Origin of the sequence: Streptomyces sp. NPDC091287, assembly GCF_044768525.1 — a bacterium.
Classification (GTDB): Bacteria; Actinomycetota; Actinomycetes; order Streptomycetales; family Streptomycetaceae; genus Streptomyces.
Genome location: NZ_JBIVUV010000002.1, coordinates 201,418 through 227,271, shown reverse-complemented (window position 1 = coordinate 227,271; position 25,854 = coordinate 201,418). Strand labels below are relative to the sequence as shown.

The 25,854-nt window shown below is 72.8% G+C and carries 20 protein-coding genes; 15 read left to right on the top strand and 5 right to left on the bottom strand.

Going from position 1 to position 25,854, the window contains the following annotated elements; all coding sequences use genetic code 11:
- The first annotated feature begins 6 nt into the window (after nt 1-6).
- From kdpA to ACIQRW_RS03810, 5 genes are all read left to right on the top strand, one after another.
- Entirely contained in the window at nt 7-1,671 is a 1,665-nt protein-coding gene (gene kdpA / locus ACIQRW_RS03830) for a potassium-transporting ATPase subunit KdpA (RefSeq protein WP_403753946.1), read from the top strand.
- Nucleotides 1,668-3,782 (top strand): potassium-transporting ATPase subunit KdpB, encoded by a 2,115-nt coding sequence (gene kdpB, locus ACIQRW_RS03825; protein ID WP_403753943.1) that lies wholly within the window; start codon nt 1,668-1,670, stop codon nt 3,780-3,782. The genes kdpA and kdpB overlap by 4 nt, the downstream gene beginning before the upstream one ends.
- 6 nt (nt 3,783-3,788) lie before the next feature.
- Entirely contained in the window at nt 3,789-4,460 is a 672-nt protein-coding gene (locus ACIQRW_RS03820; RefSeq protein WP_403753940.1) for a potassium-transporting ATPase subunit C, read from the top strand.
- A gap of 295 nt (nt 4,461-4,755) precedes the next feature.
- A complete protein-coding gene (locus ACIQRW_RS03815) occupies nt 4,756-5,517 on the top strand; it encodes an RNA polymerase sigma factor (protein ID WP_403753937.1) in 762 nt (253 codons plus the stop codon).
- Nucleotides 5,517-6,665 (top strand): hypothetical protein, encoded by a 1,149-nt coding sequence (locus ACIQRW_RS03810; RefSeq protein WP_403753935.1) that lies wholly within the window; start codon nt 5,517-5,519, stop codon nt 6,663-6,665. Before ACIQRW_RS03815 ends, ACIQRW_RS03810 begins: the two co-directional genes overlap by 1 nt.
- Before the next feature lie 314 nt (nt 6,666-6,979).
- Here ACIQRW_RS03810 and ACIQRW_RS03805 read toward each other — a convergent pair whose 3' ends face one another.
- Nucleotides 6,980-7,921 (bottom strand): L,D-transpeptidase family protein, encoded by a 942-nt coding sequence (locus ACIQRW_RS03805; RefSeq protein ID WP_403753932.1) that lies wholly within the window; start codon nt 7,919-7,921, stop codon nt 6,980-6,982.
- 347 nt (nt 7,922-8,268) lie between these two features.
- Between ACIQRW_RS03805 and leuE the strand changes: the two genes are divergently transcribed.
- Nucleotides 8,269-8,961: a leucine efflux protein LeuE gene (leuE, locus tag ACIQRW_RS03800; RefSeq protein ID WP_403753929.1), complete on the top strand. Its 693-nt coding sequence runs from the start codon at nt 8,269-8,271 to the stop codon at nt 8,959-8,961.
- 9 nt (nt 8,962-8,970) lie between these two features.
- On the opposite strand, the gene ACIQRW_RS03795 is transcribed toward leuE, so the two are convergent.
- Nucleotides 8,971-9,432 carry a MarR family winged helix-turn-helix transcriptional regulator gene (locus tag ACIQRW_RS03795; RefSeq protein WP_403753926.1) on the bottom strand — a complete coding sequence of 154 codons (462 nt, stop codon included), beginning with the start codon at nt 9,430-9,432 and terminating at the stop codon, nt 8,971-8,973.
- Between the two features lie 203 nt (nt 9,433-9,635).
- On the opposite strand from ACIQRW_RS03795, the gene ACIQRW_RS03790 reads away from it, so the two are divergent.
- The 5 genes from ACIQRW_RS03790 to ACIQRW_RS03770 are packed head-to-tail and all read left to right on the top strand — an operon-like array spanning nt 9,636 to nt 16,944.
- The gene (locus ACIQRW_RS03790) at nt 9,636-10,601 is read left to right on the top strand and encodes a glycosyltransferase family 2 protein (protein ID WP_403753923.1); all 966 of its coding nucleotides are present in this window, start codon (nt 9,636-9,638) and stop codon (nt 10,599-10,601) included.
- A gap of 3 nt (nt 10,602-10,604) precedes the next feature.
- The gene (locus ACIQRW_RS03785) at nt 10,605-11,987 is read left to right on the top strand and encodes a polysialyltransferase family glycosyltransferase (RefSeq protein ID WP_403753920.1); all 1,383 of its coding nucleotides are present in this window, start codon (nt 10,605-10,607) and stop codon (nt 11,985-11,987) included.
- A 58-nt stretch (nt 11,988-12,045) separates the two neighbouring features.
- Nucleotides 12,046-13,389: a hypothetical protein gene (locus ACIQRW_RS03780; RefSeq protein WP_403753918.1), complete on the top strand. Its 1,344-nt coding sequence runs from the start codon at nt 12,046-12,048 to the stop codon at nt 13,387-13,389.
- The gene (locus ACIQRW_RS03775) at nt 13,386-15,830 is read left to right on the top strand and encodes a polysaccharide pyruvyl transferase family protein (RefSeq protein ID WP_403753915.1); all 2,445 of its coding nucleotides are present in this window, start codon (nt 13,386-13,388) and stop codon (nt 15,828-15,830) included. The genes ACIQRW_RS03780 and ACIQRW_RS03775 overlap by 4 nt, the downstream gene beginning before the upstream one ends.
- Nucleotides 15,831-15,864: 34 nt before the next feature.
- Nucleotides 15,865-16,944 carry an acyltransferase gene (locus tag ACIQRW_RS03770; RefSeq protein ID WP_403753912.1) on the top strand — a complete coding sequence of 360 codons (1,080 nt, stop codon included), beginning with the start codon at nt 15,865-15,867 and terminating at the stop codon, nt 16,942-16,944.
- 134 nt (nt 16,945-17,078) lie between these two features.
- On the opposite strand, the gene ACIQRW_RS03765 is transcribed toward ACIQRW_RS03770, so the two are convergent.
- Together ACIQRW_RS03765 and ACIQRW_RS03760 are read right to left on the bottom strand one after the other, a co-directional pair.
- Nucleotides 17,079-18,413, bottom strand: coding sequence for a polysialyltransferase family glycosyltransferase (locus tag ACIQRW_RS03765; RefSeq protein ID WP_403753909.1), 1,335 nt, complete (start codon nt 18,411-18,413; stop codon nt 17,079-17,081).
- Nucleotides 18,410-19,393: a glycosyltransferase family 2 protein gene (locus ACIQRW_RS03760; protein WP_403753906.1), complete on the bottom strand. Its 984-nt coding sequence runs from the start codon at nt 19,391-19,393 to the stop codon at nt 18,410-18,412. Before ACIQRW_RS03760 ends, ACIQRW_RS03765 begins: the two co-directional genes overlap by 4 nt.
- Nucleotides 19,394-19,601: 208 nt before the next feature.
- Between ACIQRW_RS03760 and ACIQRW_RS03755 the strand changes: the two genes are divergently transcribed.
- Genes ACIQRW_RS03755 through ACIQRW_RS03740 form a run of 4 tightly spaced genes read left to right on the top strand, consistent with a single transcriptional unit; the run spans nt 19,602 to nt 24,254 of the window.
- Nucleotides 19,602-20,984, top strand: a complete 1,383-nt coding sequence (locus ACIQRW_RS03755) for a DUF6716 putative glycosyltransferase (protein WP_403753903.1) — start codon at nt 19,602-19,604, stop codon at nt 20,982-20,984.
- Between the two features lie 23 nt (nt 20,985-21,007).
- Nucleotides 21,008-22,267, top strand: a complete 1,260-nt coding sequence (locus tag ACIQRW_RS03750; RefSeq protein WP_403753900.1) for a cytidylyltransferase domain-containing protein — start codon at nt 21,008-21,010, stop codon at nt 22,265-22,267.
- Nucleotides 22,268-22,279: 12 nt separating this feature from the next.
- Nucleotides 22,280-23,212, top strand: coding sequence for an N-acetylneuraminate synthase family protein (locus ACIQRW_RS03745; RefSeq protein WP_006127058.1), 933 nt, complete (start codon nt 22,280-22,282; stop codon nt 23,210-23,212).
- A gap of 10 nt (nt 23,213-23,222) precedes the next feature.
- A complete protein-coding gene (locus ACIQRW_RS03740; protein WP_403753897.1) occupies nt 23,223-24,254 on the top strand; it encodes a hypothetical protein in 1,032 nt (343 codons plus the stop codon).
- A gap of 3 nt (nt 24,255-24,257) precedes the next feature.
- On the opposite strand, the gene ACIQRW_RS03735 is transcribed toward ACIQRW_RS03740, so the two are convergent.
- On the bottom strand, nt 24,258-25,793 hold the full coding sequence (locus ACIQRW_RS03735; protein ID WP_403753894.1) for a N,N-dimethylformamidase beta subunit family domain-containing protein: 1,536 nt from the start codon (nt 25,791-25,793) through the stop codon (nt 24,258-24,260).
- Nucleotides 25,794-25,854 lie beyond the last annotated feature (61 nt).

Below are 25,854 nucleotides of genomic sequence, written 5' to 3'. Positions count from 1 at the left end.
ACGGAAATGACTTCCCAGGTCGCTGGTCTGCTCCAGCTCACAGCCCTGATCGCCGCCCTCGCCCTCGCCTACCGTCCGCTGGGCGATTACATGGCCAGGGTCTACTCCTCCGAGAAGAACTACCGACCGGAGAAGTGGATATACAAGGCCATCGGCGCCAATCCGGCCGCCGAGATGCGCTGGCCCGCCTATCTGCGCGGAGTGCTCGCCTTCTCGGCGGTGAGCGTTCTCTTCCTGTATCTGATGCAAAGGGTGCAGGGCTCGCTGCCCGGTTCGCCGGCCTTCTCCTCGATCGACCCGGACCAGGCGTTCAACACCGCCGCGTCCTTCGTCGCCAACACCAACTGGCAGTCGTACTACGGCGAACAGGCCATGGGCCACGTCGTGCAGACCGGCGGCCTCGCGGTGCAGAACTTCCTGTCCGCGGCCGTCGGCATGGCCGTGGCGGTGGCACTCGTACGGGGCTTCGCCCGGTCGCGTACGGGCGAACTCGGCAACTTCTGGGCCGACCTGGTGCGCGGGACCGTCCGCATCCTGGTCCCGATCTCGGTGATCGGCGCGATCGTCCTGGTCGCCGCCGGGGCGATCCAGAACTTCTCCGGCATCCACCAGGTCGGACAGTTCATGGGCGGTACGCAGGAGTGGAACGGCGGCGCGGTCGCCTCCCAGGAGGTCATCAAGGAGCTGGGCACCAACGGCGGCGGCTACTTCAACGCCAACTCCGCCCACCCCTTCGAGAACCCCAACCCCTTGTCGAACCTGTTCGAGATCTTCCTCATCCTGCTGATCCCGTTCGCGCTGACGCGGACCTTCGGCCGGATGGTCGGATCGCTGAAGCAGGGGTACGCGATCCTCGGCGCCATGGCCGTCATCTGGATCGGCTTCACGGCGCTGATGATGTGGACCGAGTTCGCCCACCGCGGGCCCGCGTTCGAGATCGCCGGCGGCGCCATGGAGGGCAAGGAGACCCGCTTCGGGATCGCCGGCTCGTCGCTCTTCGCGGTCGCCACGACGCTGACCTCGACCGGCGCGGTGAACTCCTTCCACTCCTCGTACACCGGCTTCGGCGGCGGCATCACCATGCTCGGCATGCAGCTCGGCGAGATCGCTCCCGGCGGGGTCGGCTCCGGCCTCTACGGCATGCTGATCATGGCGATCATCGCGGTGTTCATCGCCGGGCTGATGGTAGGACGCACCCCGGAGTACCTCGGCAAGAAGATCGGCACCCGCCAGATCAAGCTCGCGGCCTGCTACATCCTCGTCACCCCGGCCCTCGTGCTCGGCTTCACCGCCGTCGCCATGGCCCTGCCGACCCCCGCCGACTCGATGACCAACTCGGGCGCGCACGGCTTCTCCGAGATCCTGTACGCCTACACCTCCGGCGCCAACAACAACGGCTCCGCCTTCGCCGGGCTCAACGCCGACACCCAGTGGTTCAACACGACCATCGGCATCGCGATGCTGCTCGGCCGGTTCCTGCCGATGGTGTTCGTCCTGGCCCTGGCCGGCTCGCTCGCCGAGCAGAAGCCGGTGCCGGAGACCGCGGGCACGCTGCGCACCGACAAGCCCCTCTACTCGGGGCTGCTCGTCGGCACGATCCTCATCATCACCGGACTCACCTACTTCCCGGCCCTGGCGCTGGGTCCGCTCGCCGAAGGGCTCGCCTCATGAGCACCGTCACCCCCACCCCCACGCGCGCGCCGCACGGAGACATACCGCCGGCCGATGGCCACGGGGCCGCCAACCGGGTCGGCAGCGGGCTGTTCGACCCCCAGCAGCTGCTGAAGTCGTTCCCGGACGCGCTGCGCAAGCTCGATCCGCGGGTGATGGTCAAGTCGCCGGTGATGTTCGTCGTGCTGGTCGGTTCGGTGGTCACCACCGTGCTGGCGCTCACCGACCCGACCGACTGGTTCGGCTGGGCGATCACCGCCTGGCTCTGGCTGACCACCGTCTTCGCCAACCTCGCCGAGGCGGTCGCCGAAGGCCGCGGCAAGGCGCAGGCCGACACCCTGCGCAAGGCCAAGACCGGCACCGTCGCCCGCCGGGTCATCGGTCCGAACGAGGAGCGGGTCGCGGGGACGGACCTGCGCATCGGGGACCTGGTGGTCTGCGAGGCCGGCGACACCATCCCCGGCGACGGCGACGTCGTGGAAGGCGTCGCCTCCGTCGACGAGTCCGCGATCACCGGCGAGTCCGCCCCGGTCATCCGCGAGTCCGGCGGCGACCGCTCGGCCGTCACCGGCGGTACGAAGGTGCTGTCCGACCGCGTCGTCATCAAGATCACGACGAAGCCGGGCGAGACCTTCATCGACCGCATGATCAACCTGGTGGAGGGCGCATCCCGGCAGAAGACGCCCAACGAGATCGCCCTGAACATCCTGCTGGCGTCCCTCACGATCGTCTTCCTGCTGGCCGTCGTCACCCTGAAGCCCTTCGCGATCTACGCGGGCGCGGACGACCAGACATCGCTGATCGTGCTCGCCGCCCTGCTGGTGTGCCTGATCCCCACCACGATCGGGGCCCTGCTCTCCGCGATCGGCATCGCGGGCATGGACCGCCTGGTGCAGCGCAACGTCCTGGCCATGTCGGGGCGCGCGGTCGAGGCCGCGGGCGATGTGTCGACCCTGCTCCTCGACAAGACCGGAACCATCACCCTGGGCAACCGGCAGGCGGCCGAGTTCCTCGCGGTCGAGGGCGTCACCGAGGGCGCGCTCGCGGACGCCGCGCAGCTCTCCTCGCTCGCCGACGAGACCCCCGAGGGCCGGTCGATCGTCGTACTCGCCAAGGAGAAGTACGGGCTGCGGGAGCGGAACCAGGGGGAGCTGACCGACGCCGCGTGGGTGGAGTTCACCGCGCAGACCCGGATGTCCGGCGTCGACCTGGACGGGCGGAAGGTCCGCAAGGGCGCCACCGGCTCGGTCATCGCCTGGGTGAAGGAGCGCGACGGCAGCGTCTCCCCGGACGCGCAGGCGCTCACCGACCGGATCTCCCAGGCCGGCGGTACGCCGCTGCTGGTGGCGGTGGAGGACGAGGACGGCGCCCGGGTCCTCGGGGTCGTCCACCTCAAGGACGTGGTCAAGGAGGGGATGCGGGAGCGGTTCGACGAGCTGCGCCGGATGGGCATCCGTACGGTCATGATCACGGGTGACAACCCGCTGACCGCGAAGGCGATCGCCGAGGAGGCCGGGGTCGACGACTTCCTGGCCGAGGCGACGCCCGAGGACAAGATGGCCCTCATCAAGCGGGAACAGGCCGGCGGCAAGCTCGTCGCGATGACCGGCGACGGCACCAACGACGCACCCGCCCTGGCCCAGGCCGACGTCGGCGTGGCGATGAACACGGGAACCTCCGCCGCCAAGGAGGCCGGGAACATGGTGGACCTCGACTCCAACCCCACCAAACTCATCGAGATCGTCGAGATCGGCAAACAACTCCTCATCACCCGAGGAGCGTTGACCACCTTCTCCATCGCCAACGACGTCGCGAAGTACTTCGCGATCATCCCCGCCATGTTCGCCGTGGCGTACCCGTCGCTGGACCGGCTCAACGTCATGGGGCTCACCTCGCCCGAGTCCGCGATCCTGTCAGCGGTCATCTTCAACGCCCTGGTCATCGTCGCGCTGGTGCCCCTCGCCCTCAAGGGCGTGCGCTACCGGCCCGCGAGCGCGGACCGGATGCTGCGGCGCAACCTGGGCGTCTACGGACTCGGCGGCATCGTCGCCCCGTTCGTCGGCATCAAGATCATCGACCTGCTCCTCTCCCTCCTTCCCGGAATCGGCTGATCCGCCATGACCAACAACTCCGTCAGCAGCACCGCACGCGTGCTCGGGGCCGGACTGCGAGCCCTTCTCGTCCTCACCCTGGTGTGCGGGGTGATCTACCCGCTCGCCGTCACCGGCGTCGCCCAGGCCCTGTTCAACGACAAGGCCAACGGTTCCGAGATCAAGGACAGGAGCGGGCAGGTCGTCGGCTCCTCCCTCATCGGCCAGCGGTACGACCTCCCGATCGAGGACGGCGAGGAGTCACCCGCCCCGGACCTGAGGTGGTTCCAGCCGCGCCCCTCCAACGGCCTCGGCAGCAACAGCGTCAACACGCGGTACTCCCTGATCCTCTCCGGGGCCACCAACCGCTCCGGCGACAACGAGGAACTGGTCCAGTGGGTGACCGAAGCCAAGGCCGCCGTGATCAAGGACAACTCCACCCCCACGTACCAGGTGAAGCCCGCGGATGTGCCGGCCGACGCCGTCACCTCCTCCGGCTCCGGCCTGGACCCCGACATCTCACCCGCGTACGCCGCACTCCAGGTGCACCGGGTCGCCGAGAAGAACAACCTCGACATCAAGGAGGTGGAGGACCTCGTCGCCGATCACACCACCGGCCGGCTGCTCGGCTTCATGGGCGAGCCCCGGGTGAACGTCCTGGAGCTGAACACCGCGCTCAGGGACCTGACCCGGGGCTGAGGGAACCGGTGCGGGGGCGCCCCTGGCCGGGGCGGGGGCGAAGAGGAGCGACGACCGGGGCCGCCACCCCCCACAGGAGAGGCCCCGGCCGTCTTCCACGGGGTCGCAGCACGACCCCGTACTCATCTCAGCGCCATGACTGCGTTTTCTGTCACACCGTGAGTCGGCCGACGAATTGTTGCGGGTTGTACAAGTCATGGACGTGGCCCCCGCCGAGCACGTAGCGTGCTGGTTCGCGCAGGGTTGCGCCGCAGTTGACCAGCTGCGATCGAGGACGGCAGAGCGGGTTGAGGGAGTGCTGGGGGACGACGCGGAGCTGACTGCCGCGGTGCTCGCGGCACAGGACGGGGACGAGGACGCCTTCCGTGCTGTGTACCGCGCGGTGCAGCCACGGTTGTTGGGCTACATACGGACGCTGGTCGGGGAGCCGGACGCCGAGGACGTGGCGTCCGAGGCGTGGCTGCAGATAGCGCGCGACCTCGACCGGTTCAGCGGTGACGCCGACCGGTTCCGGGGCTGGGCCGCCCGGATCGCGCGCAACCGCTCGCTGGACCATCTGCGGATGCGCAGCCGCCGCCCCGCGATCGGCGGCGACGAGACCGAGCTGACCGCGCGGGCCGCCGAGTCCGACACCGCGGGCGACGCCATCGAGGCGCTGGACACCGACCGCACCATGTCCCTCATCGCCCAGCTGCCGCAGGACCAGGCCGAGGCCGTCGTGCTCCGGGTGGTCGTCGGGCTCGACGCGAAGAGCGCGGCGCAGACCCTCGGCAAGCGGCCCGGCGCCGTACGCACCGCCGCTCACCGGGGCCTCAAGCGGCTGGCCGAACTCCTCGGCGCGGAGCATCCCGGGACGAACCGGACGGGCGGCGCCTCCGTGGACGGCGCCCCGGACCCGGCGCAGGGCGGCGGCGACGGTGCGGGTCAGGGGGCGGCCGGTGGCGCCGGACTCGGCGCCGTACCCGCGCAGCGCCCCGGGCGGGGCGGTCCGGTGGCGCCCGCCGGGGTCACTCCCGGTGTGACGCATTCGCGACCGTGGACGCAGAAGGACATGTGATGGCCGACGAGCACTACGAGTGGCTTGACAAGGACGCGGCGGAGAGACTGCTCCGTGGCGAACCGGTCGTCCCCGTCGGCGACGAGGCCCGCACCGACGCCTTCCGGCTCGCCGAAGCACTCGGCGCGGCCCGTGGCGGGTACCGGTCCCCGGGGGTCGAACTCCCCGGCGAGGACGCGGTCCTCGCCGCGTTCCGGCAGGCCGGCCACGGCAACGGCGTGGACCGGCTCGCCGGCCTCTCCGCCGGCGCCGCCGTCCCCGGCCGGCCCGGTCTGCTGCGCGCCGTCCACATCGGCTCCGCCCCCGACACCCCGGCCCGCCGCCCGCGCTGGAGCCGGCCGGTCCGTTTCGGCCTGGTCGCCTCGCTCGCGGGCTGTGCGCTCGGCGGGGTGGCGGTGGCCGCCGGCACGGGCGTGTTCACCGGAACGTTCGGCGGACAGGGCTCGCCCGCGCCGGCCACCTCCGTTTCGGCCGCGGTGACCCCGGGACCGCTGATCTCCGGCGGGCACGCGGACGACCCGTCGTCCCCGGCGGACCCGCCCCCGCCCGGCGCGTCGGAGGAGCCCTCCTCGCCCGTGACCCGGGAGTCCGACGGACCCGAGCGCCCCGAGGGCGCGCGAACCGGCGACACCGGCCGGGAGCCGGGCGAGGACCGCCCGGGCAGCCCGGACAAGCCGGGCGGCGACGGCCGCGAGGAGACGGCCGGGGGCGGCGCGGGCCAGGAGGAGAAGCCCGGCGGCTCCGGCGACGACACGGCGTCCGGGAACTGGTACGAGCAGTCCGTCAAGGCCTGCAAGGCCTTCCGCGACGGCAGCCTGGACGACCGGAGCCGACGGCAGCTGATCCGGCTCGCCAAGGGTGAGAAGAACCTGGAGCACTTCTGCGACCGTCTCCTCGACGGCAGCGGCGGGAGTGGTGGAAGCGGTGGGAACGGCGGCTCCGGTGGTTCCGGCGGCGGCGGTGACGACGATGACGACGACGACGGTCAGAACGGGCCGGGCGACGGTGACGGCGGCGGCTCGCTGCCGCCCGTCTCCTTCCATCCCGTACCGCGCTCCGGCGTGGCCCCGGAGGCGGGCGCCGGGACGGAAACCGAGGCCCTGCCGCTCCCGAAGAGCTCCGGCGTGGCCTCCGTGCTCGCTCGCTGATGACCTGAGCCGCCCGCTGACGACCCGAACCTCCCGTTGGTGGTCTGAACCGCTCGCTTCCGGCCCGACCCCACCCGCTGACCTGCGGTTCCAGGCGCCCCGCGAGCGGCCCGGGCGGCCAGGTGTGACGTTTTTCGGAGGCCGGGCGCAGTACAGAGTGAGCCGACTGGTCATCGGCCGCGCAACGAGCCGGGGTTCCCCCCGTACCTTCGGCTCAGCGCATCGGCGCGGGCGGGACACGTTCCCCCGGTCCCGCCCGCGCCCTCTCCTCCCCAGGTGTATTGACCCGCAGGCCCGGACCACCTCTCGCCGGATCACCAGTAGACGACTACCTTGTCGCCGTTCTTCACCTGGTCGAACAGTGCCGCGACCTTCTTCTTGTCCCGCACGTTGACGCAGCCGTGCGAGGCGCCGCCGTAGCCGTTGGCCGCGAAGTCGGCGGAGTAGTGGACCGCCTGGCCGCCGCTGAAGAACAGGGCGTACGGCATCGGGGTGTCGTAGAGCGTCGACACATGGTCGCGGGACTTCCAGAACACCTCGAACACGCCCTCCCGGGTGGGCGTGTACTCCGAGCCGAAGCGCACGTCCATCGCGGAGACGACCCTGCCGTCGTTCATCCATGCCAGGGTCCGGCTCTTCTTGCTGATGCACAGGACCCGGCCCTTCAGGCACCGTTCGTCCGGCGCGGCCACCGGCCGCTCGGTCGGCGGGTCCAGCTCCGCGGCCGTCGGCACCCGGGTCATGGCCAGCAGCCGCTGCCAGGTGACCGCGTCGGTGCTTCCGGTGACCGGCAGCCGTCGCTTGGCCTGAAAGGACCGTACGGAGTCGGCGGTGACGGAGCCGTAGTAGCCGGTGGGATTGCGCCCGAAGTGGCCGATCTGGCGGAGCCGGGCCTGGAGTTCCCGCACCCGGTCGCTCTCGGACCCCGTACGCATCAGGACGCGCGGTGGCGGTGCGGTGCTCCGCTCCGGGGCCGGCCGGGCTCTCGTCGGGGCCGGGGCGGCGGTGGACGCCGAGGGGCTGGGCGGCGGCGCGGTGCGCGGCTTCGCGTCCTCGGTCGCGGGGGCGGGGGACGTGAGGAAGGGGCTCGGGGTCGGCGCGGCCGCCTGCGTGGCCCGCACCGGCGGCGGCATGTCCTGCGCCCCTTCGGCGGTCCCGGGCTCGCATCCCGTCGCGAGGGCCGCCAGCGCGACGAGGGAAGCGGCGGCGACGCGACGCCCCCGGGGCTTTCCGCCCGCATACCGCTCAGCAGCCATGTCCGGCCCCGGTCCCGGCCTCGGTCCCGGTATCGCTTCCGACTGTCGTGTCCCGCCCGTGTCGCTCGCTCCCCGGCCGTCCCACCCGCTGTTCGTGTCCGCCATGCTCGGTCCCCCCTGGCTCACCGCCGGCCCGGCGCCTCCTGTACGGAATTCCCGTCCGGCCCGGTCGCCGAATCCTCCGTCGGACCCCGGCCGTGCGTCCAGCCCCCGGAGGGGTCGCCCGGCGGATCTTGGCCAGGTCCGGCCCGCACGGCGCACCCCTCTCCCGGGCGCCGCCGGACCGTCGATATCGCCTGGTGAAACCCTCTGGACGACACCCCGTACGGGCGTGCGAGACTCCGTCCATGCTGGGTGTCACCGATCTTCCGACTTATCTCGCCGGTCTGGCGCTGATCGTTCTTCTGCCGGGGCCGAACTCGCTGTACGTGCTCTCCGTCGCCGCCCGTCGCGGCGTGCGCACCGGCTATTCGGCCGCCGCGGGTGTCTGGACCGGGGACGCCATCCTGATGACGCTCTCCGCGCTCGGCGCCGCGTCCCTGCTCCAGACCACGCCCCTGCTCTTCGCGATCGTCAAGTACGCGGGCGCGGCCTATCTGACCTGGATGGCCATCGGGATGCTGCGGGCGGCCGTGTCGCTGTGGCGCGAGCGGCACCGGCGTACCGCCGAACTGGCGGAGACGGTGGACGCCGCCGGGGCGGCCGGGGCGGCCGGGACTTCCGGGGCGACGGGCCCCGTGGAGAGGCCCTACCGCCGGGCCCTGGTGGTCAGCCTGATCAACCCGAAGGCGATCCTGTTCCTGATCTCCTTCTTCGTCCAGTTCGTCGACCCGAGCTATGCCTATCCGGCGCTGTCGTTCCTGGTGCTCGGCACGCTGCTCCAGCTCGCCAGCTTCGCGTACCTCTCGGTGCTGATCTTCGGCGGCACCCGCCTGGCCGCCGCCTTCCGGCGCCGTAAGCGACTGTCGGCGGGGGCCACTTCGGCGGCGGGTGTCCTGTTCCTCGGGTTCGCGGCCAAGCTGTCGTTCAGCAGCGTGTAGCTCCGGCCCTCAGTGGTGCCAGGCCTTTCCCCCGACGTTGTGGATCATCCGCTGGAGCACCTTCAGCGCGGCGACGAACTCCGCCTCGGGGATGCCCTCGTGGATCTCCGCGCTCGCCCGGGTGACCCGGGCGAGCGCCTTCTCGCGCAGCGCCCGCCCTTCCGGGGTGGTCCGCAGCCGGGCCCCGGCGTCCTCGGTGACCAGCCCCCGTTCGAGGAGGCTCTCGACGGCCTCCTCCATGCCGTCCGCCCCGGTGTGGAGGTAGCCACTGAGCATGGCGACCAGTTCGGCCCGGTCCCGACCCTCCTCGTCCGCCCCGTCCAGTTGGTTGAGCACCCACCAGGGAGGCTGGGTGAGTCCGTGTTCGGCCAGCGCGGACCGGATGTGGGTGACCGTCGCCTCGTGCGCGGCCCAGCTCCAGTAGCCGATCGGCTGACGGGCGAGTCCTGCGTCGTCGTGTGAGTAGTTCATGCCTCAGAACGTAGAACCTCAAGCAAAGTTGAGGTCAAGCCCTTTGGTCGACGTTCCCCGGCGCGTACCCGGGACGTTCCCCGGCGCGCGTGCCCGGTCATTCCGCGGACGCGCAGAGTTCACCCGCTGTCGTGGCGGGCGTCACCCGATCCTCCCGCCGTCTCACTAGGTTGTCGGGACCATGATCGAAGGCGAGGGCACGCGTGCCGAAACTGTCCGTTGTCGTACCGCTCCACAATGTCGCGGCCTACGCTCCGACCACGCTGGGCAGCCTGGCCCGCAACGCGGACCCGGATATCGAGTTCCTGCTGGTCGATGACGCGTCCACCGACGGCACGCAGGACATCGTCGACCACTGGGCCGAGCGGCTGCCGCGCACCCGGGTGATCAGACACGGTACGAACGTCGGCATCGCGGCCGCCCGCAACAGCGGCATCGACGCCGCCGAGGGCGACTACCTCACGTTCCTCGACGGCGACGACTGGTACGCCCCCGGCCATCTGGACCGGCTGGTGCGCGCCGCCCAGGACCTCGACTGCGACTTCGCCCGCACCGACCACGTCCAGTCCACCGGCACCACCCGCGTCGTGCGGCGCGCCCCCGCGCCCCTCCGGGACGCCCTGCTCGACCCCCGCGACGGGATCGGGGCGCCCGAGCGCGAGACCATGGTCGACTACCCGTTCGTCTGGGCCGGGATCTACCACCGGCGGCTCTTCGCCGACGGCGCCCAGCGCTTCAGTACCGAGCTGCGCACCGCCGAGGACCGGCTGTGGATCTGGCAGCTCCATCTGCGCGCCCGCACCTACGCGGCGCTCGGGCTGTACGGCATCTTCTACCGGCGCGGGGTCACCACCTCCCTGACCCAGATCAAGGACTCCCGCCAGCTCGACTTCTTCCCCGCCTACGACACGCTGCTCGACCAGCTGCGCACGGACCGGGACGCGAAGACCCTGCTGCCCAAGGCCGTCCGCACCTACTGCGCGATGATCGCCTTCCACAACGAGAAGGCCGACGACTACGAGCCCGCCACCGCCCGGCGGCTGCGCTCCGAGTCGGCCGCAGCACTGCACCGGATGCCGCAGGACGTGCTCGACCGCACCCTGACGATGATCGACGACAAGCGCGGCACGCTCCTCAGCCGTCTGCGCACCAAGCAGAAGGCCGCCTGACCGATGCCCGTACCCACGTCCGTACCCACGTCCGTACGTACGCCCCCGCGCACCCAGATCTTCCAGGTGTCCACCCTGTACGGGGCGGCCACCCTCGCCGCCGCGCTCGACGCCGGACAGTTCGGCCGGGCCACCGACAGCCACCGCATCCTGCTGGTCTCCAACAACGCGGCCGTCCCCGAAACGGCCCTGCGCCTGGAGGAGATGCGCGGTTACGGCTCCCTCGCCGCCCGGTTCGACGCCGTCGTCGACTGGAACGAGGCGATCAGCCCGCACCACCCCAGCGGCTGGGGCCCCCGCTCCGAGGAGACCGTCCTGTGGCAGCGGGCCTTCCGCCTGGCCTGGGACATCGCCCCCGACGCCCCCGTCGACCTGGCCGTCGAGTCCATCCAGGTCAACCCGGCCCGCGCGCTGGCCGCGATCTTCTCCGAGAGCGCCGTCCACGTCTACGCCGACGGCCTGATGAGCTACGGCCCCACCCGCAACCGGCTGCCCCAGTCCATCGCCTGCCGCATCCGGCGCGTCCTCCACCTCGACCTGGTCACCGGGCTGCGCCCGCTCCTCCTCGCCGAGGCCGGCGTCGAACCCGAACTCGTCCCCGACGACGCCTTCCGCGCCGTCCTCTCCGAGATCGCCGCCGCCGCCGACGGGGACAAGGGGCTCGCCGCCGCCGAAGCCGCCGCCCCCACCGCGATGCTGCTCGGCCAGTACCTCGCCGCCCTCAACATCCTCACCCCCGAGGAGGAGGAGGACCTGCACGTGCGGATGTTGCGCGGAGCCGCCCGCGCCGGGCACACCTCCATCCTCTTCAAGCCGCACCCCACCGCCCCGGCCGGCTACTCCCGCGCCCTGGACGAGGCCGCCGCCGAGGCAGGCGTACGGCTCATCACCCTGGACGGCCCGCTGCTCGCCGAGACGCTGTACGAGCGGTGCGCGCCCACCCTGGTCGTCGGCTGCTTCTCCACCGCGATGTTCACCGCCGCCGCCTACTACGGCATCCCCGTCGCCCGCGTCGGCACCCGCCTGGTCCTCGACCGCATCACCCCGTACGAGAACAGCAACCGCGTCCCGCTGACGATCACCGACCACCTCGTGCCCGACCTGGACGCGCACGGCGCCGGAGCCGTCCCCCTGCTGCCGCGCACCGCGCCGGACACCCTCGCCCCGCTGGTACGGACCGTCGGCTACTGCATGCAGGCCAAGCTCAACCCCGGGCTGCGCCCCGACGCCGAGACATGGCTGAGGGAGCGGCTCGACCCCACGACCCAGCACTACTTCAAGCGCCGCCGCCTGCAGAGCCTCACCCTGCCCGGCGGCGGCCCTCGGGGAGCGGCGGTCAGGCTGCGCCGCACCGTACGGCGCACCCGCAGCACCCTGGGCCTCTGACCCGGGGCCGAGGGCCGAACCCCGGCCGGCGTCCGACTCACAGAACGGCGGAACGAGCATGGGCCAGACCCTCACCGGGCTGCTCACGTCAGTACGTGCGATAGCGGGACGGCCCGGAACACCGGCTCCGGGGCGCCCCGGCGGCGGACCGGACCCGGCGCTCCTGGCCGCCCTGCGGCTCTGCGGCGACCACCTCTCGGCCCTCGCCGCCGTCGGCCCCCTCACCGACGCCCGCCGCACCCGGCTCATCGCGTCGATCGGCGCCCTGACCACAGCGTGCTCCACCCCGGGCGCCGACGCGTTCGACGCGCTGCTGCGGACCGGGCAGCAGGCGCTGGACAGCGGGGGCGAGGCCGAGGCCCGCCTCGCGCTGGCCCTCGCCGACGAGGCGACCGCCCTGCGCGCCCGCTCCAAGGGCGCCTGGCGGCTGCGCGGCAACGCCCTGGACGCGCTCGGCCGGGGCGAGGAGGCGATCACCGCGTACGAACGCCACCTCGCGCTCCAGCAGAACACCGCCGCATCGCGCGACGTCGAACGCAGGATCGCCACCCTCCGCGCCGCCGGGGACCGCATCGAGGAGGCGCTGACGCTGTTCCGGGAGACGGCGGAGGCCGACGCGGAGGCGTCCGGCACCGCGGCCCGCCTGTCGCGCCATCTGCCCGCCGCCGAGGCCCGCGCCGCCTTCACCGACCTCGTCCGGCTCCGTACCGCCGAACACGGGGCAGGGGACCCGGCGGTGCGCCGGCTCGTCGCGCTCTACGCCGAGCACCGCCGGCTCTCGGACCGCGACCCGATGGCCGACCCGTTGCTGGGCGGGGCCCAGCCCATCGGTGTACCCGGTCTGCGCCGGCTCGTCGCGGGCCGCACGGTGTGCCTGGTCGCCGACACCCCGCGCACCGCCGAGCAGGAGCGGCGGCCCGGTAGCTCGCTGGCCGCCCTGATCGAGGGCTACGACCTCGTCGTGCGCTGCGACGAGCCGCGCCACACCGCCCCAGCCGCCCGCACCGACCTGCACGCCTGCACCCTGCGCGGCGACACCCCGTGGAAGGGCCCCCGCTGGGACCGGCGGGCGGGCGCGCGGCTGGTCTTCGGCGACCCGCTCCCGCACTGGCGGCTCGCCCTGCGCAGCCGGCTCGTCCCCGGCGCCCAGGACCGCATCGGAGACGCCACACTGCGCCGCCCGCTGCACGACCCGGCGCTGCTCGGCGAGGAGCCCGGCGGCGCGGGACCCGCGAGCACCGCGTACACCGTGCTGCGGCTCCTCGACTTCCTGGGCACCCCCGCCCGGGTGGACCTCATCGGGTTCGAAGGACCGGCGGCCCTGTCCCCGCGCGAACGGGAATGGGTCGGGACACGGACCGCGAACACGGACGACACCGCGGTGAGGATCACCCTGAGATGACACACCCCGACCCCGCGACGACGCCCGGCTCCGCGACGACGCCCGGCTCCGCGACGACGCCCGACCCCGCGACGACGCCCGGCTCCGCGCCCGCAGCCCGTGCCGCATCCGTCGCATCCGCCGCCTCCGCCACCACCGCGGCGACCGCAGCCGCCGACGACCGCCGCGCCGTCACCGGCAAGCGCCGGATCGCCTTCGCCGTGTACGTCGTCGGCGCGGACGAACTGTCCGGGCTCCACGCCCTCCTGCGCAGCCTCGCGCTGAGCGACCCGGCCCTCTGCGAGGACGTCGTCGTGCTGCACCCCGGTCTGCCGGACGCCGCCTTCGACGCCGCGCGCCGACTGCACCCCCGGCTGATCCCGCGCCCGGCCGGCGGACGCGACGACGTGCTCCGCCTCGACGGGTACGACACCGTGGTCGCCCTCACCCCCGCCATGGTCGTCCTCGGCCGGCTCGACGCCCTGCTGAGACTCCGTACGGGCGTGGCCGCCGTGCCCCGCCCCGGACCCGACGGCGCCCCGGACCCGAGCGGCGGCGTCCCCGACGACGGGCTGCTGGTGATCCAGCGCCGGGACCTCGGTCCGGTGCCGCCCGCCGTGCAGGACATCCCGGCAGGCCTCCTCGTACCCCTGGACTCCCGGTACGACTTCCGGGCGCGGCGGCTCCACGACGACCTGCCGGTCCCCGAGGACGTCGTCGTCCTGAACTTCGCCGGCGTCCCCGCGACGCGTACCGGCCGCGCCCCCGCCCAGGCCGCCAGGGGCCGCTTCGACCTGGACGACGAGGCGTTCCGGGCCGCGTACCTCGCCCTCCCCGGCGCCAAACACCCCGACCTGCTGCTGCACCTCGCGCTCCCGTTCCCCGACCGGTCCCGGCCGCCGATCGACCTGGTCCGGCAGCTCGCCGAGATCCACCGGGGGCGCGGCCACCACGACCGGGCGGTCGCCCTGCTGGGCGAGGCCGTCGCGGGCCGCCCCGACCTGCCGCGCTGCCACGAGACGCTCGGCGTCTGCCTGATGGCGCTGTCCCGGTACGAGGAGGCCGAGACGCACCTGCTGCTGGCGACCGCCTCCCCGGACTTCGCACCCCGCGCCTTCGGTCAACTGGCCCGGCTGGCCTGGCTGCTGGGCCGCACCGAGGACGCCCGCGGCTATGCGCTCGCGGGCCTGGAGACCGACCCGACCGACGCCAACTGCCGCGCCTGGTACGCCCGTACGTCCGAGATGGTCACGGCCGAGCAGAAGCCCGACAGCGCCCGGCCCGCCGAACAGCTCGCCCACGTCGCCCTGTTCGCGGACGGTGAGGAGAACGCGGGCGACAAGGTGCTGCCCGAGGCGGTCCGCAGCTGCTTCACCTCCGACACCGGCCCGGACCGCTGGCACCAGCAGCACGCGCACCTGCTGGTCGACGAGGCCTCCCTCGAACGCCTCAACGCACGCCGTGCGGTGATCGTGGGCGGCGGCGGGCTCTTTCTCCCCGACACCGCGCCCAACGGCAACAGCGGTTGGCAGTGGAACATCCCCGACGACGTCCTCGCCCGGATCACCGCCCCGCTGGCGGTCTTCGCCGTCGGCTACAACGTCTTCGACGGCCAGCGCTACCGCCGCGAACGGTTCGCCGCCTCCCTGCGGGCCCTGGTCGAACGGTCCGCGTTCTTCGGGCTGCGCAACCACGGCTCCGTCGCCCGGGTCAGGGAACTGCTGCCCGAGTCGCTGCGCGAGAAAGTGCGCTACCAGCCCTGCCCCACCACGGTCGCCCGCCACCTCGACCCCCGCCTCGCCGAACCGGCGGCGCGCGAGGACACCGTGCTCGTCAACTGCGCCTACGACCGGGCCGGGCTCCGCTTCGGCCACGACTACGGGCACTTCCTCGCGGAGATGGCCGCGGCGGTCCGAGCCGTGTCCGCGTCGGCGGAGGTCCGTTACGCCGCGCACATGCCCGCCGACGAACGCTTCGTCGACGACCTGCGCCGGGAGCACGGCCTCACGCTCCCCGTGGAGCCCCTGTACCTGCTCTCCAACGACGCGATTCGGGACCTCTACCGGCGCACCCGGCTGGTGATCGGGATGCGCGGGCACGCCGGGATGATCCCCTTCGGCTGCGGCACCCCCGTCATCAGCCTGGTCTCGCACCCCAAACTGGCCTACTTCCTGGCCGACATCGACCGGCCCGACTGGGGCGTCTCCGTCCACGAGCGCGCCCTCGGAACCAGGCTCGCGGAACGGGCCCGCGCGGTCCTGGACGACCACCCGGCTGCGGTGGCCGACGTCCACGACCGGCAGGGCCTGCTCTGGTCGGTGACCCGGGACAACCTCGCCCGGCTGCGTGAACTCACCGGCCTGCCCGACCCGTTCGGCGATCCGGGCGCGGGCCGCGCGGTTCCCGCGCCCAGGTCCGCCGCCGCCCGGGACCACGCCGCTCGCCCCGGGGGCCGGGCGTGACGCCCGGCCCCGCCCCGTCCACCCCCTGAGGACCATGTCGACCACACCCCCCGCTCCCGCCCCGGCGCCGACGGTCCCGGAGACGCCACGTCCCGTCCGCGAGCACCGCTACGACATCGACCTGATCCGGCTGCTCTGCTCGGTCGGCGTGATCGGTCTGCACGCAGGCTCGGCCTTCGTGAACGCCGTGGGCCGGACGGCCTCGCAGGGGCCCGGCACCTACTGGGCCGGGCTGACCGCCGACTCCGTCGGCCGCTTCGCCGTGCCTCTCTTCTTCGCCATCGCCGGCTGGGTGGTGCTGGTCGGGGCCCCGCCGAAGGACGGCGCACGGCTGCGGCGGCGGATCGTGCGGATCGTGGTGCCCCTCGCCGTCTGGACGGCGCTGTACCTCGCCTGGGGCAGGCTGCGCGGAACAAACGACGACCCGGTGGGCGAGCTGGCGCTGGACTCCGTGTTCGCCTCGGTCCGCCCCGCCTACCACCTCTGGTACCTCTACGCCTACCTCCCCGTGATCATGACCCTGGGGCTGGTGGTGCTGGTCAGGTCGGGCAAGCGGCCGTGGGGCCTCGGCGTGGTGCTGCTGGTCCTGGCGTCCGCGCCGTCGCTCTTCGGCGACCTGGCCGAGGCCACTGGCCGCGAACTGCCGCGTTTCGGCTGGGCGTTCGGGCCGTACCAGCTGATCTACGCGGTGCTCGGGGCGCTGCTGCTCGCCGCCCCGGCCGGGACGTTCGGCCGGCGGCGGCTCCCGTGGGTGCTGCTCGCGGCGGCCGGACTGGCCGGGGTGATCGCGTACCAGCACGAGGTGCACTACGCCATCCCGTACGCACACGTCCTGGTGGCCCTGTTCAGCTGCGGCGTCCTGATCTCCCTGCACGGTCTGCGCGTCCCGGAGCGGCTGCGCCCCACCCTGACCCGGCTGGCCGACGCGTCGTTCGGGGCCTACCTGGTGCACGTACTCGTGCTCGGCGTCCTCACCGACGCCTTCGTCCGGGCGGACCTGGGCGGCCCCGCCGCCGCGGCGCTCGTGGTCGGGATCACGGTGGCCACGACGGCCCTGTCGTTCGGCGCGGCCATGCTGTGGGGCCGGGCAGGCGCGAGCAAGGTGCTGGGCTGACCCACCGCGCGCCTGCCGCGCCCGGGGGGAGGGGGCTCCCCTCGGCCCCCGGCGGCTCCTCAGCCCGGCCGTTCCTCAACCCCCCGGCCGTTCCTCAACCCCCCCGGCCGTTCCTCAACCCCCCCGGCCGGCCCTCAGCCCCGGCCGCTCCGCAACGCCTTGGCCCGCCGGGCCACCCGGCGCAGGGCCGGACTGCTCCGCAGGAACGCCAGCCGGGCCGGGACCACTCCGGGAAGCGCGAGCGAGGCCAGGCGGCGGCGCTTGAAGTAGCGCCAGGTGCGGTCGTCCAGGTGCGTGGACAGATAGCGCTCGGCCGCCGGACGCAGATCGGGGCGGACCCTCGGCCGCATCGCGAAGCCGACGGCCGCGAGCAGACCGTCCAACTCCGCACCGGAGTAAGGCGGCTGCGTGGCGACCGCCTCCGCGTCACCGAGCCCCGGCAGCAGGGCGTCGGCGAGCGTCGCCGGTATCCGCTCGGCGTTCTCGTACGGGGCCAGACGCTCCAGGAGCAGCCCCGTGCCGACGGCCGCCACCGGGAGGCCGTGGAACCGTGCCGCCCCGAACAGGGCGGCCGAGGTGCAGCCGACGACCAGCGCGGGCCGCAGCCGGTGCAGCAGCACATCGGCCACGACGGGCCGCGCGGTGTCCAGCACGGTCAGCTCGACACCCAGCCGGTCCGCCTCGGCGCGCAGTGCCGCCGGGTCCTCCCACGGCGCGTACGGGTCCGGCGCGAACACCAGCCGGCGGTGGCCGAGGGCCGCGGCCCCGCGCACCATCTCCAGCCGCAACCCCGCCTCCTCGGCCGCCGTGATCAGCCCGGCCCCGGCGAGATCCTGCCCGAGCAGCAGCGCGGGCGCCTCGACGGCGGGCAACTCCAGGTCCGCGGCAGCCAGTTCACCGACGACCCTGGTGATCGCCTCGGCCGGCACGGTCCGCTGCTCCACCCCGTACTCGCCCAGCAACAACAGGCGCGCCCCGGGAACCAGGTCCGGATGGAGCAGCCGCCGCACCCGGACCCCGGTCAGCGGGGGGATCTTCTCCCCGGTCGGGCCGTAGCCGCCGGGCCCCTCCGCGTACACATCGACCGGGACACCGGCGAAGATCTGGGTGAGGGCGCGGGCGGGACCGGCGTGCGGGGAGTCCACGACCAGCTCCAGCTCCTCGTCGCCGAGACCCCAGGCGCGCCGGAAGTGGCGCTCCCACAACGGGGCGTCGTCGGCCCGGGGCAGCCAGCCCGCCGGGTGGAAGGGGAAGATCGCGTCGTTCCACGGGAGGACCTCGTCGAACCGGGCGCGCAGCCGCTCGAAACCGGCGGTCTCCACGACGTCGGCGACGGCCTCCGGGGCCGGCCCCGTCCCGGACAGCAGCAGGATCCGGCGGTCGGGCCCGGTGAAGCAGCCCGCGTCGATCGCCGCGGCGAGCAGCACCGTCGCGGCGGGCGAGGAGGCGTGGAAGATCCGGATGGTCATGCGGCCGAGGCCCCCTTCGCGGCGACCGTGCGGCGGCGCAGCCTGCGCACCCGGGTCGCTCGTGTCACGTCCATGGAGTCGAGAGCCTCGTCCAGCAGCCGCTGCGGCAGACGTCCCAGGGCCGCCGCGCCGCGCGACTTCAGTTCGCGGGCCACGGACGGTTCGAATTTGTCCAGGTCGCCCAGATGATGGGCGATGACCGCGCAGTACGTGCGTACGGCCTTCGGCAGCAGAGCGTCCGCGTCGCGGTCGGCGGCCGTCTCGGCGATCACCTGGTCGAAGGCGCGCAGGAAATCGAGCTGGCGCACATCGCCGATCTGGGTCAGCGACGTGGCCACCCCGCGCCGGTAGAAATGGCTGAGCATGCCCAGGGCGGCGAAGGAATCCGCCTCCCGGTGCAGCCGCCAGATCCACGGCCGGTCCTCCGCCGTGCGCAGCCCGTCGGTGAAGTGCAGCAGCCCCCGGTCCAGCAGCCGCCGGTGATAGAGGCCCGCCCAGGCGAAGGCGTAGTCCACCGACGTGGTGCGGTGGGCGGGCAGGATCGCGGCCCGGGGGTCGCTCACCACCCCGTGCGGCCCGTGCGGCACCCGGCGTACGGTCCGCGCCTTGCCGTTCGCCTGAACATGGTCCGTCCGCACGAAGTCGCAGCCCAGCGCCTCGGTGCGGGCCACCAGCCGCTCGTAGTGGCCGGGGGCCAGCCAGTCGTCGCCGTCCAGGAAGGCGATGTACTCGCCGCGGGCGGCCTCCAGACCGGTGTTGCGCGCGGTCGCCAGACCGCCGTTCACCTCGTGCCGCAGGGTCACGGCCCCGGGGATCTCGTCGGCGGCCCGGCGCAGCAGCCGGGGGGTCCCGTCGGTCGAACAGTCGTCGACGAGAAGGAACTCGAAGTCCTCGCGGGCGTTGGCCCGCAGACTTCTGAGGGTGTCGGGCGCGTAGGCCTGCACGTTGAAGAACGGCACGATGACGGAGAGCTTAACCACGCGCATCACGTTAGGTGCGGCGCCGGCTCTTTCCTTTTCCACAATGCGCCCAGCAGGTGAACAACGCCCGTCGTCCGGGTGAATCACCTTTTCCGGAACGGGAATTGGAGGCGTATTCGGGTTCGCTCCCCAAGCGTCGGCTCGCTGTTAACCATCTGTTGCCATCACGTTGGGCCGCGCATCGAAATGCCTTCCTAACTTCTAGGACGTGCCCCCACGTACCAGCAAAGAGGCCGAACCGGCCGAAACCCCCGCCGCGCTCCGACCGGCGCTGCGGGTCGCCGTCCTCGCCGACTCCGACACCCGGTGGAAATGGGGCGCGCTCACCGCGCGCCGCCTGACCGCCGGGGCGGACGGCCCGGACGCGCGGCCCGTCGAGGTCAGCGGGCTGCTGCTGCGCGGCCGGGCCACCCCGACGCCCCGCCAGCTCGCGGAGGTCGGCGAGGTCGGGATCGACGCCGAGCGGGTCCGCGAGGTCACCGCCGTCGAGTTCCTGCACACCGTGCGCGACGAGGGATACGACCTCGTCGTCCTCGCCCTCGTCGGCGGCGGCGTCCAGGCCATGCTGCACGGCCTCGCCGCCCTCGGCCTGCCGCGCCGGCCCGTCGTCGTCACCGGATACGTGGGCGTCGTCTACGAGAAGCTCGCCGACGGGCTCCTCCTCCGCCACGGCGCGGACGTCGTCCTCGCCAACTCGGCCCACGACGCGGAGCGTTTCCGCGCGGTGTACGAGGGAGTGGGCGCCGACGCGTCAGCCGTCACGGAGGCCGCCCTCCCCTTCCTGGGCGGAGCCCCGTACCGCCCCGAAGAGGGCCGCGACACGGTGGTGTTCGCAGCCCAGCCCTCCGTGCCGGCCTCCCGCGCCGACCGTACGTACCTACTGCGCAGGCTCGTCGAGCACGCCCGGCTGCACCCGCGCCGCGAGGTGCTGCTGAAGCTGCGCTCCAAGCCCGGCGAGCACACCACGCACATCGAGGAACTGCCCTACCAGAAGCTCGCGCAGAAGCTGCCGGGCGGCCTGCCGCCCAACTTCCGCCTGGTGTACGGGCACATGGGCGAGGTACTGGACCGCACCGACCTCCTGGTCACGGTCTCCTCGACGGCCGCGCTGGAGTCCCTGCACCGCCGCATCCCGACCGCCGTCCTCACCGACCTCGGCGTCCGCGAGATGCTCGGCAACCACCACTTCGTCGGCTCCGGGCTCCTCACCTCCTGGGACCGGCTCGACGGCGGGATCCGGCCCCGGCCCGACGGCCGGTGGCTGGCCGGCCAGGGCGTCGCCGCCGACGGCTCGTACGGCACCGCCTACGACACGGCCCGCGCCAAGGTCACCGCGCTCCTCGCCACCGGCCAACTCCCGCCCCTGGCGCCCTACTACACACCCGCCACCGCCCCCGGCTACCTCCCCGGCATCCTCGGCCGCCACCACTTGGCCCCCGACGGCACGCCCCTGCCCGGCGCGGCCGCACCGCAGGAGCCCGGCCGGGTCCGGGGCGCGGTCCGCGAAACCGTCCGCAACGCGGCCCGGGGCGCCTACCGCCAGGGCGTCCAGCGCGTCGCCCCCGTGATCCGCCGGATGGGGGAGCTGTGACCACCACTCCAGGAACAGCCACCATGACCCCAGGGACAACGATGCAACCGACCCCGACCGTGCTCGCCGTGATCCCCGCCCGTGGCGGATCCAAGGGCGTCCCCGCCAAGAACCTCGCCGAGGTCGGCGGCATCCCCCTGGTCGCCCGCGCCGTCCGCGCCGCTCTCGCCGCCCCCGAGGTCACCGACGTCGTCGTCACCACCGACGACGGGGCGATCGCCGAGGCCGCCCGCACCGCCGCCGCCGACCTCCGGGCCGCCCACCGGCTGCACGTCGTCGAGCGCCCCGCCGCCATCGCTGGCGACACCGCCACCAGCGAAGCGGCCGTGCTGCACGCGATGGACGTCTACGAGGCCGAGCGCGCCCGGAGCGTCGACGTGGTCCTGCTCGTCCAGTGCACCAGCCCGTTCGTCTCCCGCGAGGACATCGACGGGGTGGCCAGGGCGGTGGCCCACGAGGGCGCGGACACGGCCGTCACGGTCGCCCCGTTCCACGGTTTCGTCTGGCGCGACGGGCACGCGGTCGAGGAAGCGACGTACGGCGTCAACCACGACAAGTCCGTACGCCCCCGCCGCCAGGACCGCCCCCAGGACCACCTGGAGACCGGCGCCGCCTACGCGATGGACGCGGCGGGCTTCCGTACCCACCGCCACCGCTTCTTCGGCCACACCGCCCTGGTCCTCACCGACCCGGCGCGGGTGCTGGAGATCGACGACCCGCACGACCTGGCCCGCGCCCGCGCGCTCGCCCCGCTCCTGGACCCCTCCCCGCTGCCCTCCCTCGCGGACGTGGACGCGGTCGTCCTGGACTTCGACGGCACCCAGACCGACGACCGGGTCATGATCGACTCCGAGGGCCGCGAGACGGTCGCCGTGCACCGGGGCGACGGCCTGGGCATCGCCGCGCTGCGCAGCGCGGGAGTCCCCCTCCTGATCCTCTCCACCGAACAGAACCCGGTCGTCGCGGCCAGGGCCCGCAAGCTCAAGATCCCCGTCCTGCACGGCATCGACCGCAAGGACGAGGCGCTGAAGCGGTGGTGCGACGAACAGTCCATCGCCCCCGACCGGGTCCTCTACGTCGGCAACGACGTCAACGACCTGCCCTGTTTCTCGCTCGCCGGCTGGCCCGTCGCCGTCGCGAGCGCCCATGACTCGGTACGCGCCGCGGCGCGCGCCGTCACGACCACCCCCGGGGGCTACGGCGCCATCCGCGAGATCGCGGCCTGGCTGCTGGGCCCCACCCTCACGACCACTCCCTCTGTCCCCACAGTCCCCACCAAGTAAGGAAGCACCACCATGAGCACCTCCCGCCTGCGCACCTTCGGCACCCGCACCGCCGGCCCCGGCAACCCCGTCTACATCACGGGCGAGATCGGCATCAACCACAACGGCGACCTCGACAACGCCATCGCGCTGATCGACGCGGCCGCCGAAGCCGGCTGCGACGCCGTCAAGTTCCAGAAGCGCACCCCGGAGATCTGCACCCCGCGCGACCAGTGGGACATCGAGCGCGACACCCCCTGGGGCCGGATGACGTACATCGACTACCGCCACCGCGTCGAGTTCGGCGAGGCCGAGTACACCGCCATCGCCGAGCACTGCGCCAAGCGCGGCATCGACTGGTTCGCCTCCCCGTGGGACACCGAGGCCGTCGCCTTCCTGGAGAAGTTCGACGTCCCCGCCCACAAGGTGGCCTCCGCCTCCCTCACCGACGACGAGCTGCTGCGCGCCCTGCGCGCCACCGGCCGCACGGTCATCCTCTCCACCGGCATGTCGACCCCGAAGCAGATCCGCCACGCGGTCGAGGTCCTCGGTTCGGACAACATCCTGCTCTGCCACGCCACTTCCACGTACCCGGCGAAGGCCGAGGAGCTGAACCTGCGGGTCATCAACACCCTCCAGCAGGAGTACCCGAACGTCCCGATCGGCTACTCCGGCCACGAGACCGGCCTCCAGACCACCCTCGCGGCCGTCGCCCTCGGCGCCACGTTCGTCGAGCGCCACATCACCCTGGACCGCGCCATGTGGGGCTCCGACCAGGCCGCCTCCGTCGAGCCGCAGGGCCTGACCCGCCTGGTCCGCGACATCCGCACCATCGAGCAGTCGCTCGGCGACGGCGTCAAGAAGGTGTACGAGTCCGAGCTCGGCCCGATGAAGAAGCTCCGCCGGGTCGCGGGCGTCGTCGCCGAGACCGAGAACGCGCCGGCCCCCGAGCCGGTCGCGGTCTGAGCGCCGACCGGTGAACCTCGCCTTCGTCGAGAGCCCGGTCCAGCTCCTGAACGTCCTGGAGTGGGTTCACACCCAGGGGGGAGACGATCCGGCCGACACCACGGTCGTCGTCCTCCCCCCGGTCGACCCGATGTCGCGCGGTCAGCTGCGCCGGATGGCGGAGCTGGCCCGCGACGAGGGCATCGCGGTCCGCTGGCAGGAGGCGCGCGGCGAGTCCGGCGCGCCCCTGAAGGCCCTGCGCGCCCTGGCCGGCCTGGTCCGGCGCGCGGACCACATAGTGATCGGCGACCCGTTCTCCCGCTATGTGCAGCTCCTGCTGACCCTGGTCCGCGCCGATCACCTCACGGTGGTCGACGACGGCACGGCCACCATGGAGTTCGTCGCCCAGCTGGGCCGGGGCGAGCGCCTCACCCGCTGGCACCGCCGGGGCCGCACGGGACCGCGTGAACTGGTCCTGGCCCCGGTCACGGCGACGGCCCGCCGCCGCTTCACCCCGACGGCGAGTCACACGGTCGAGGTGTTCACCGCGATGCCGGTCGAGGCTCCGCCCGGCATCGCGGTCACCCCGAACACCTTCGCCTGGACCCGCGCCCGCTTCGGCCCGCCCAGCATCGGCAAGGGCGCGGACCTGGTCGGCACCTCCCTGGTCGAGACGGGCGTCGTCGACCCCGTCCCGTACCAGGAGGCGGTCACGGCCCTGGCCCGTACCCACGGCGCCACCCGCTACTTCGCCCACCGCCGCGAGTCCGCCGAGAAGCTCCACGCCCTGGAAGCCGCCACCGGCCTGGAGATCGTCCGCCCGGACCTCCCCCTGGAACTGATCGCCCGCCGCGGCCCCATCGGCCGCACGATCGTCAGCTTCCCCTCCACGGTCGTCCACACCCTCCCGCTGGCCCTGGCCGGCACGGGCGTGAACGTCGCGGTCTGCGACATCGCCCCGGAATGGCTCCGCGCCACGGCCTCGCCCCGCGCCCAGGGCTTCCTGAGCGGGGTCACGGAGACGGCGCGGGGGGTGCAGCGACTGTCGTCGGTGGCGACGTGAGGGCTACGCCCGTACGGTGCGGGTCAGCATCCGGTCGAAGAGATTGCTGGTGGCCGTCTGTATCCGGCTGTCGATGTGGTCGGGGGAGATGAGCGCCAGCGGCCAGAAGAAGGTGCCGGCGACGAAGACCATGGTCCCGTCGCGGTGCTGGACCAGGCTGGTGTTCTGGATCCGCTCGCCGCGCCCCATGCTGTCCGGGTAGGGCGAGTGGGACAGCAACTGCTGGGCCGCCTTGCGGGGCAGCTTGGTCTTGTGGTCGCGACCGTCGGCCTCGATGCCTATGAGGTTCGGTATCTCGTCGCCGTCGGCGAGTCCCGTGCCCTTCCACAGCCAGTGGTCGGACCGACGCACGACGAGCGGTACGGGCTTGGCGAGCATGCCGTTGTACTGCACGCCGAGCAGACGCTGCTCGGCGTGCTTGCGCTTCCTCTCCAGGTCGCGCCAGCGCACGGTCGGACCGTGCTCGTCCGGCGTCGGGTCGGGGTCCTGCTTGTAGCAGGCGACGACGCGGTTCTCGGTGCCCGCCGACGACTTCTCCATGCGGATGTGGAAGTAGATGTTGTTGGCGCCCAGATAGGCGAGATGGGTGCGCGAGGTGACGGCCTTCTCGGCTACGTCACGCATCTGCCGGGACCAGTACTCGTCATGGCCGGGGAAGACCATGGCCGCGTACTTCGTGGGATCGACCCGGCCCTCGTGCAGATCGAGGCTGGAGGCGTAGGTGACGTCGTAGCCGGACATCTCGGCCCACCGGGCGAGACTGCTGTCCATCTCGAACCACAGAGGGTGTCCGCCGTCGGAGTACGGACGGTCGAACGACACCTTGAAGGCACGCTCGGCGTTCCCGCCGTTCTTCCCCTGGGCGTCGAACCCCTTGTAAAGGTTCTTACCGGTCCGCCCGTCCTGCGGCCAGGCGTTGTAGGCCTGGTAGGTCGTGAAGGGCAGGACCACCAGGATGTCGGACGCCCGACCGGTCTCCCGGACGACGAACGGCGTACTGCTGCGGTGCCCGTCCTTCGTCGTGAACACCGCGAGATAGACACCGGAGACCCAGTTCTCGGGGATGTCCAGGGTCCAGGAGACGGGCCACCCGCAGTCGATCATCCCGTGCTCCGGATGGGCTTCCGGCACGGCATGGGCGACACCGCGCAACGCGGGACTCTGCGTCACTTCACGGCCGCCCTGCCCGCCGTAGTACCCGATCCGGTGCACCGTGACCGTGAACTCCTGGGCCTGACGCACCGATACGTGGAACGCCACCGATTCCCCGGCCGCAGCCGAGGTCGTGGAGGCGTACCCCTGGATCTGCCCGTCCCGGTCGTTCGCCGCGCGCGTCTCGTCGCCCTCGATCTGCCAGGCGCGGGTGCCGCTGCGGGCGTTCTCGGTGACCACGGGGTTCTTGCCGGTGCGGCTGGCGGCGCGGGTGGGCAGGACGTCGGTCGGAACGTCATCGTTCACGTAGTCGTAGACCAGGCCGGTGGCACCCACCGCGCCGATCCCGAGAATGCCCAGGGCAGCACGACGCGAGACAGAAGACATGGAAGAACCTTCCGAGGCCTGGACGCCGGGCCTCGCGCCCCACGCGTCGATACGTGTGCGA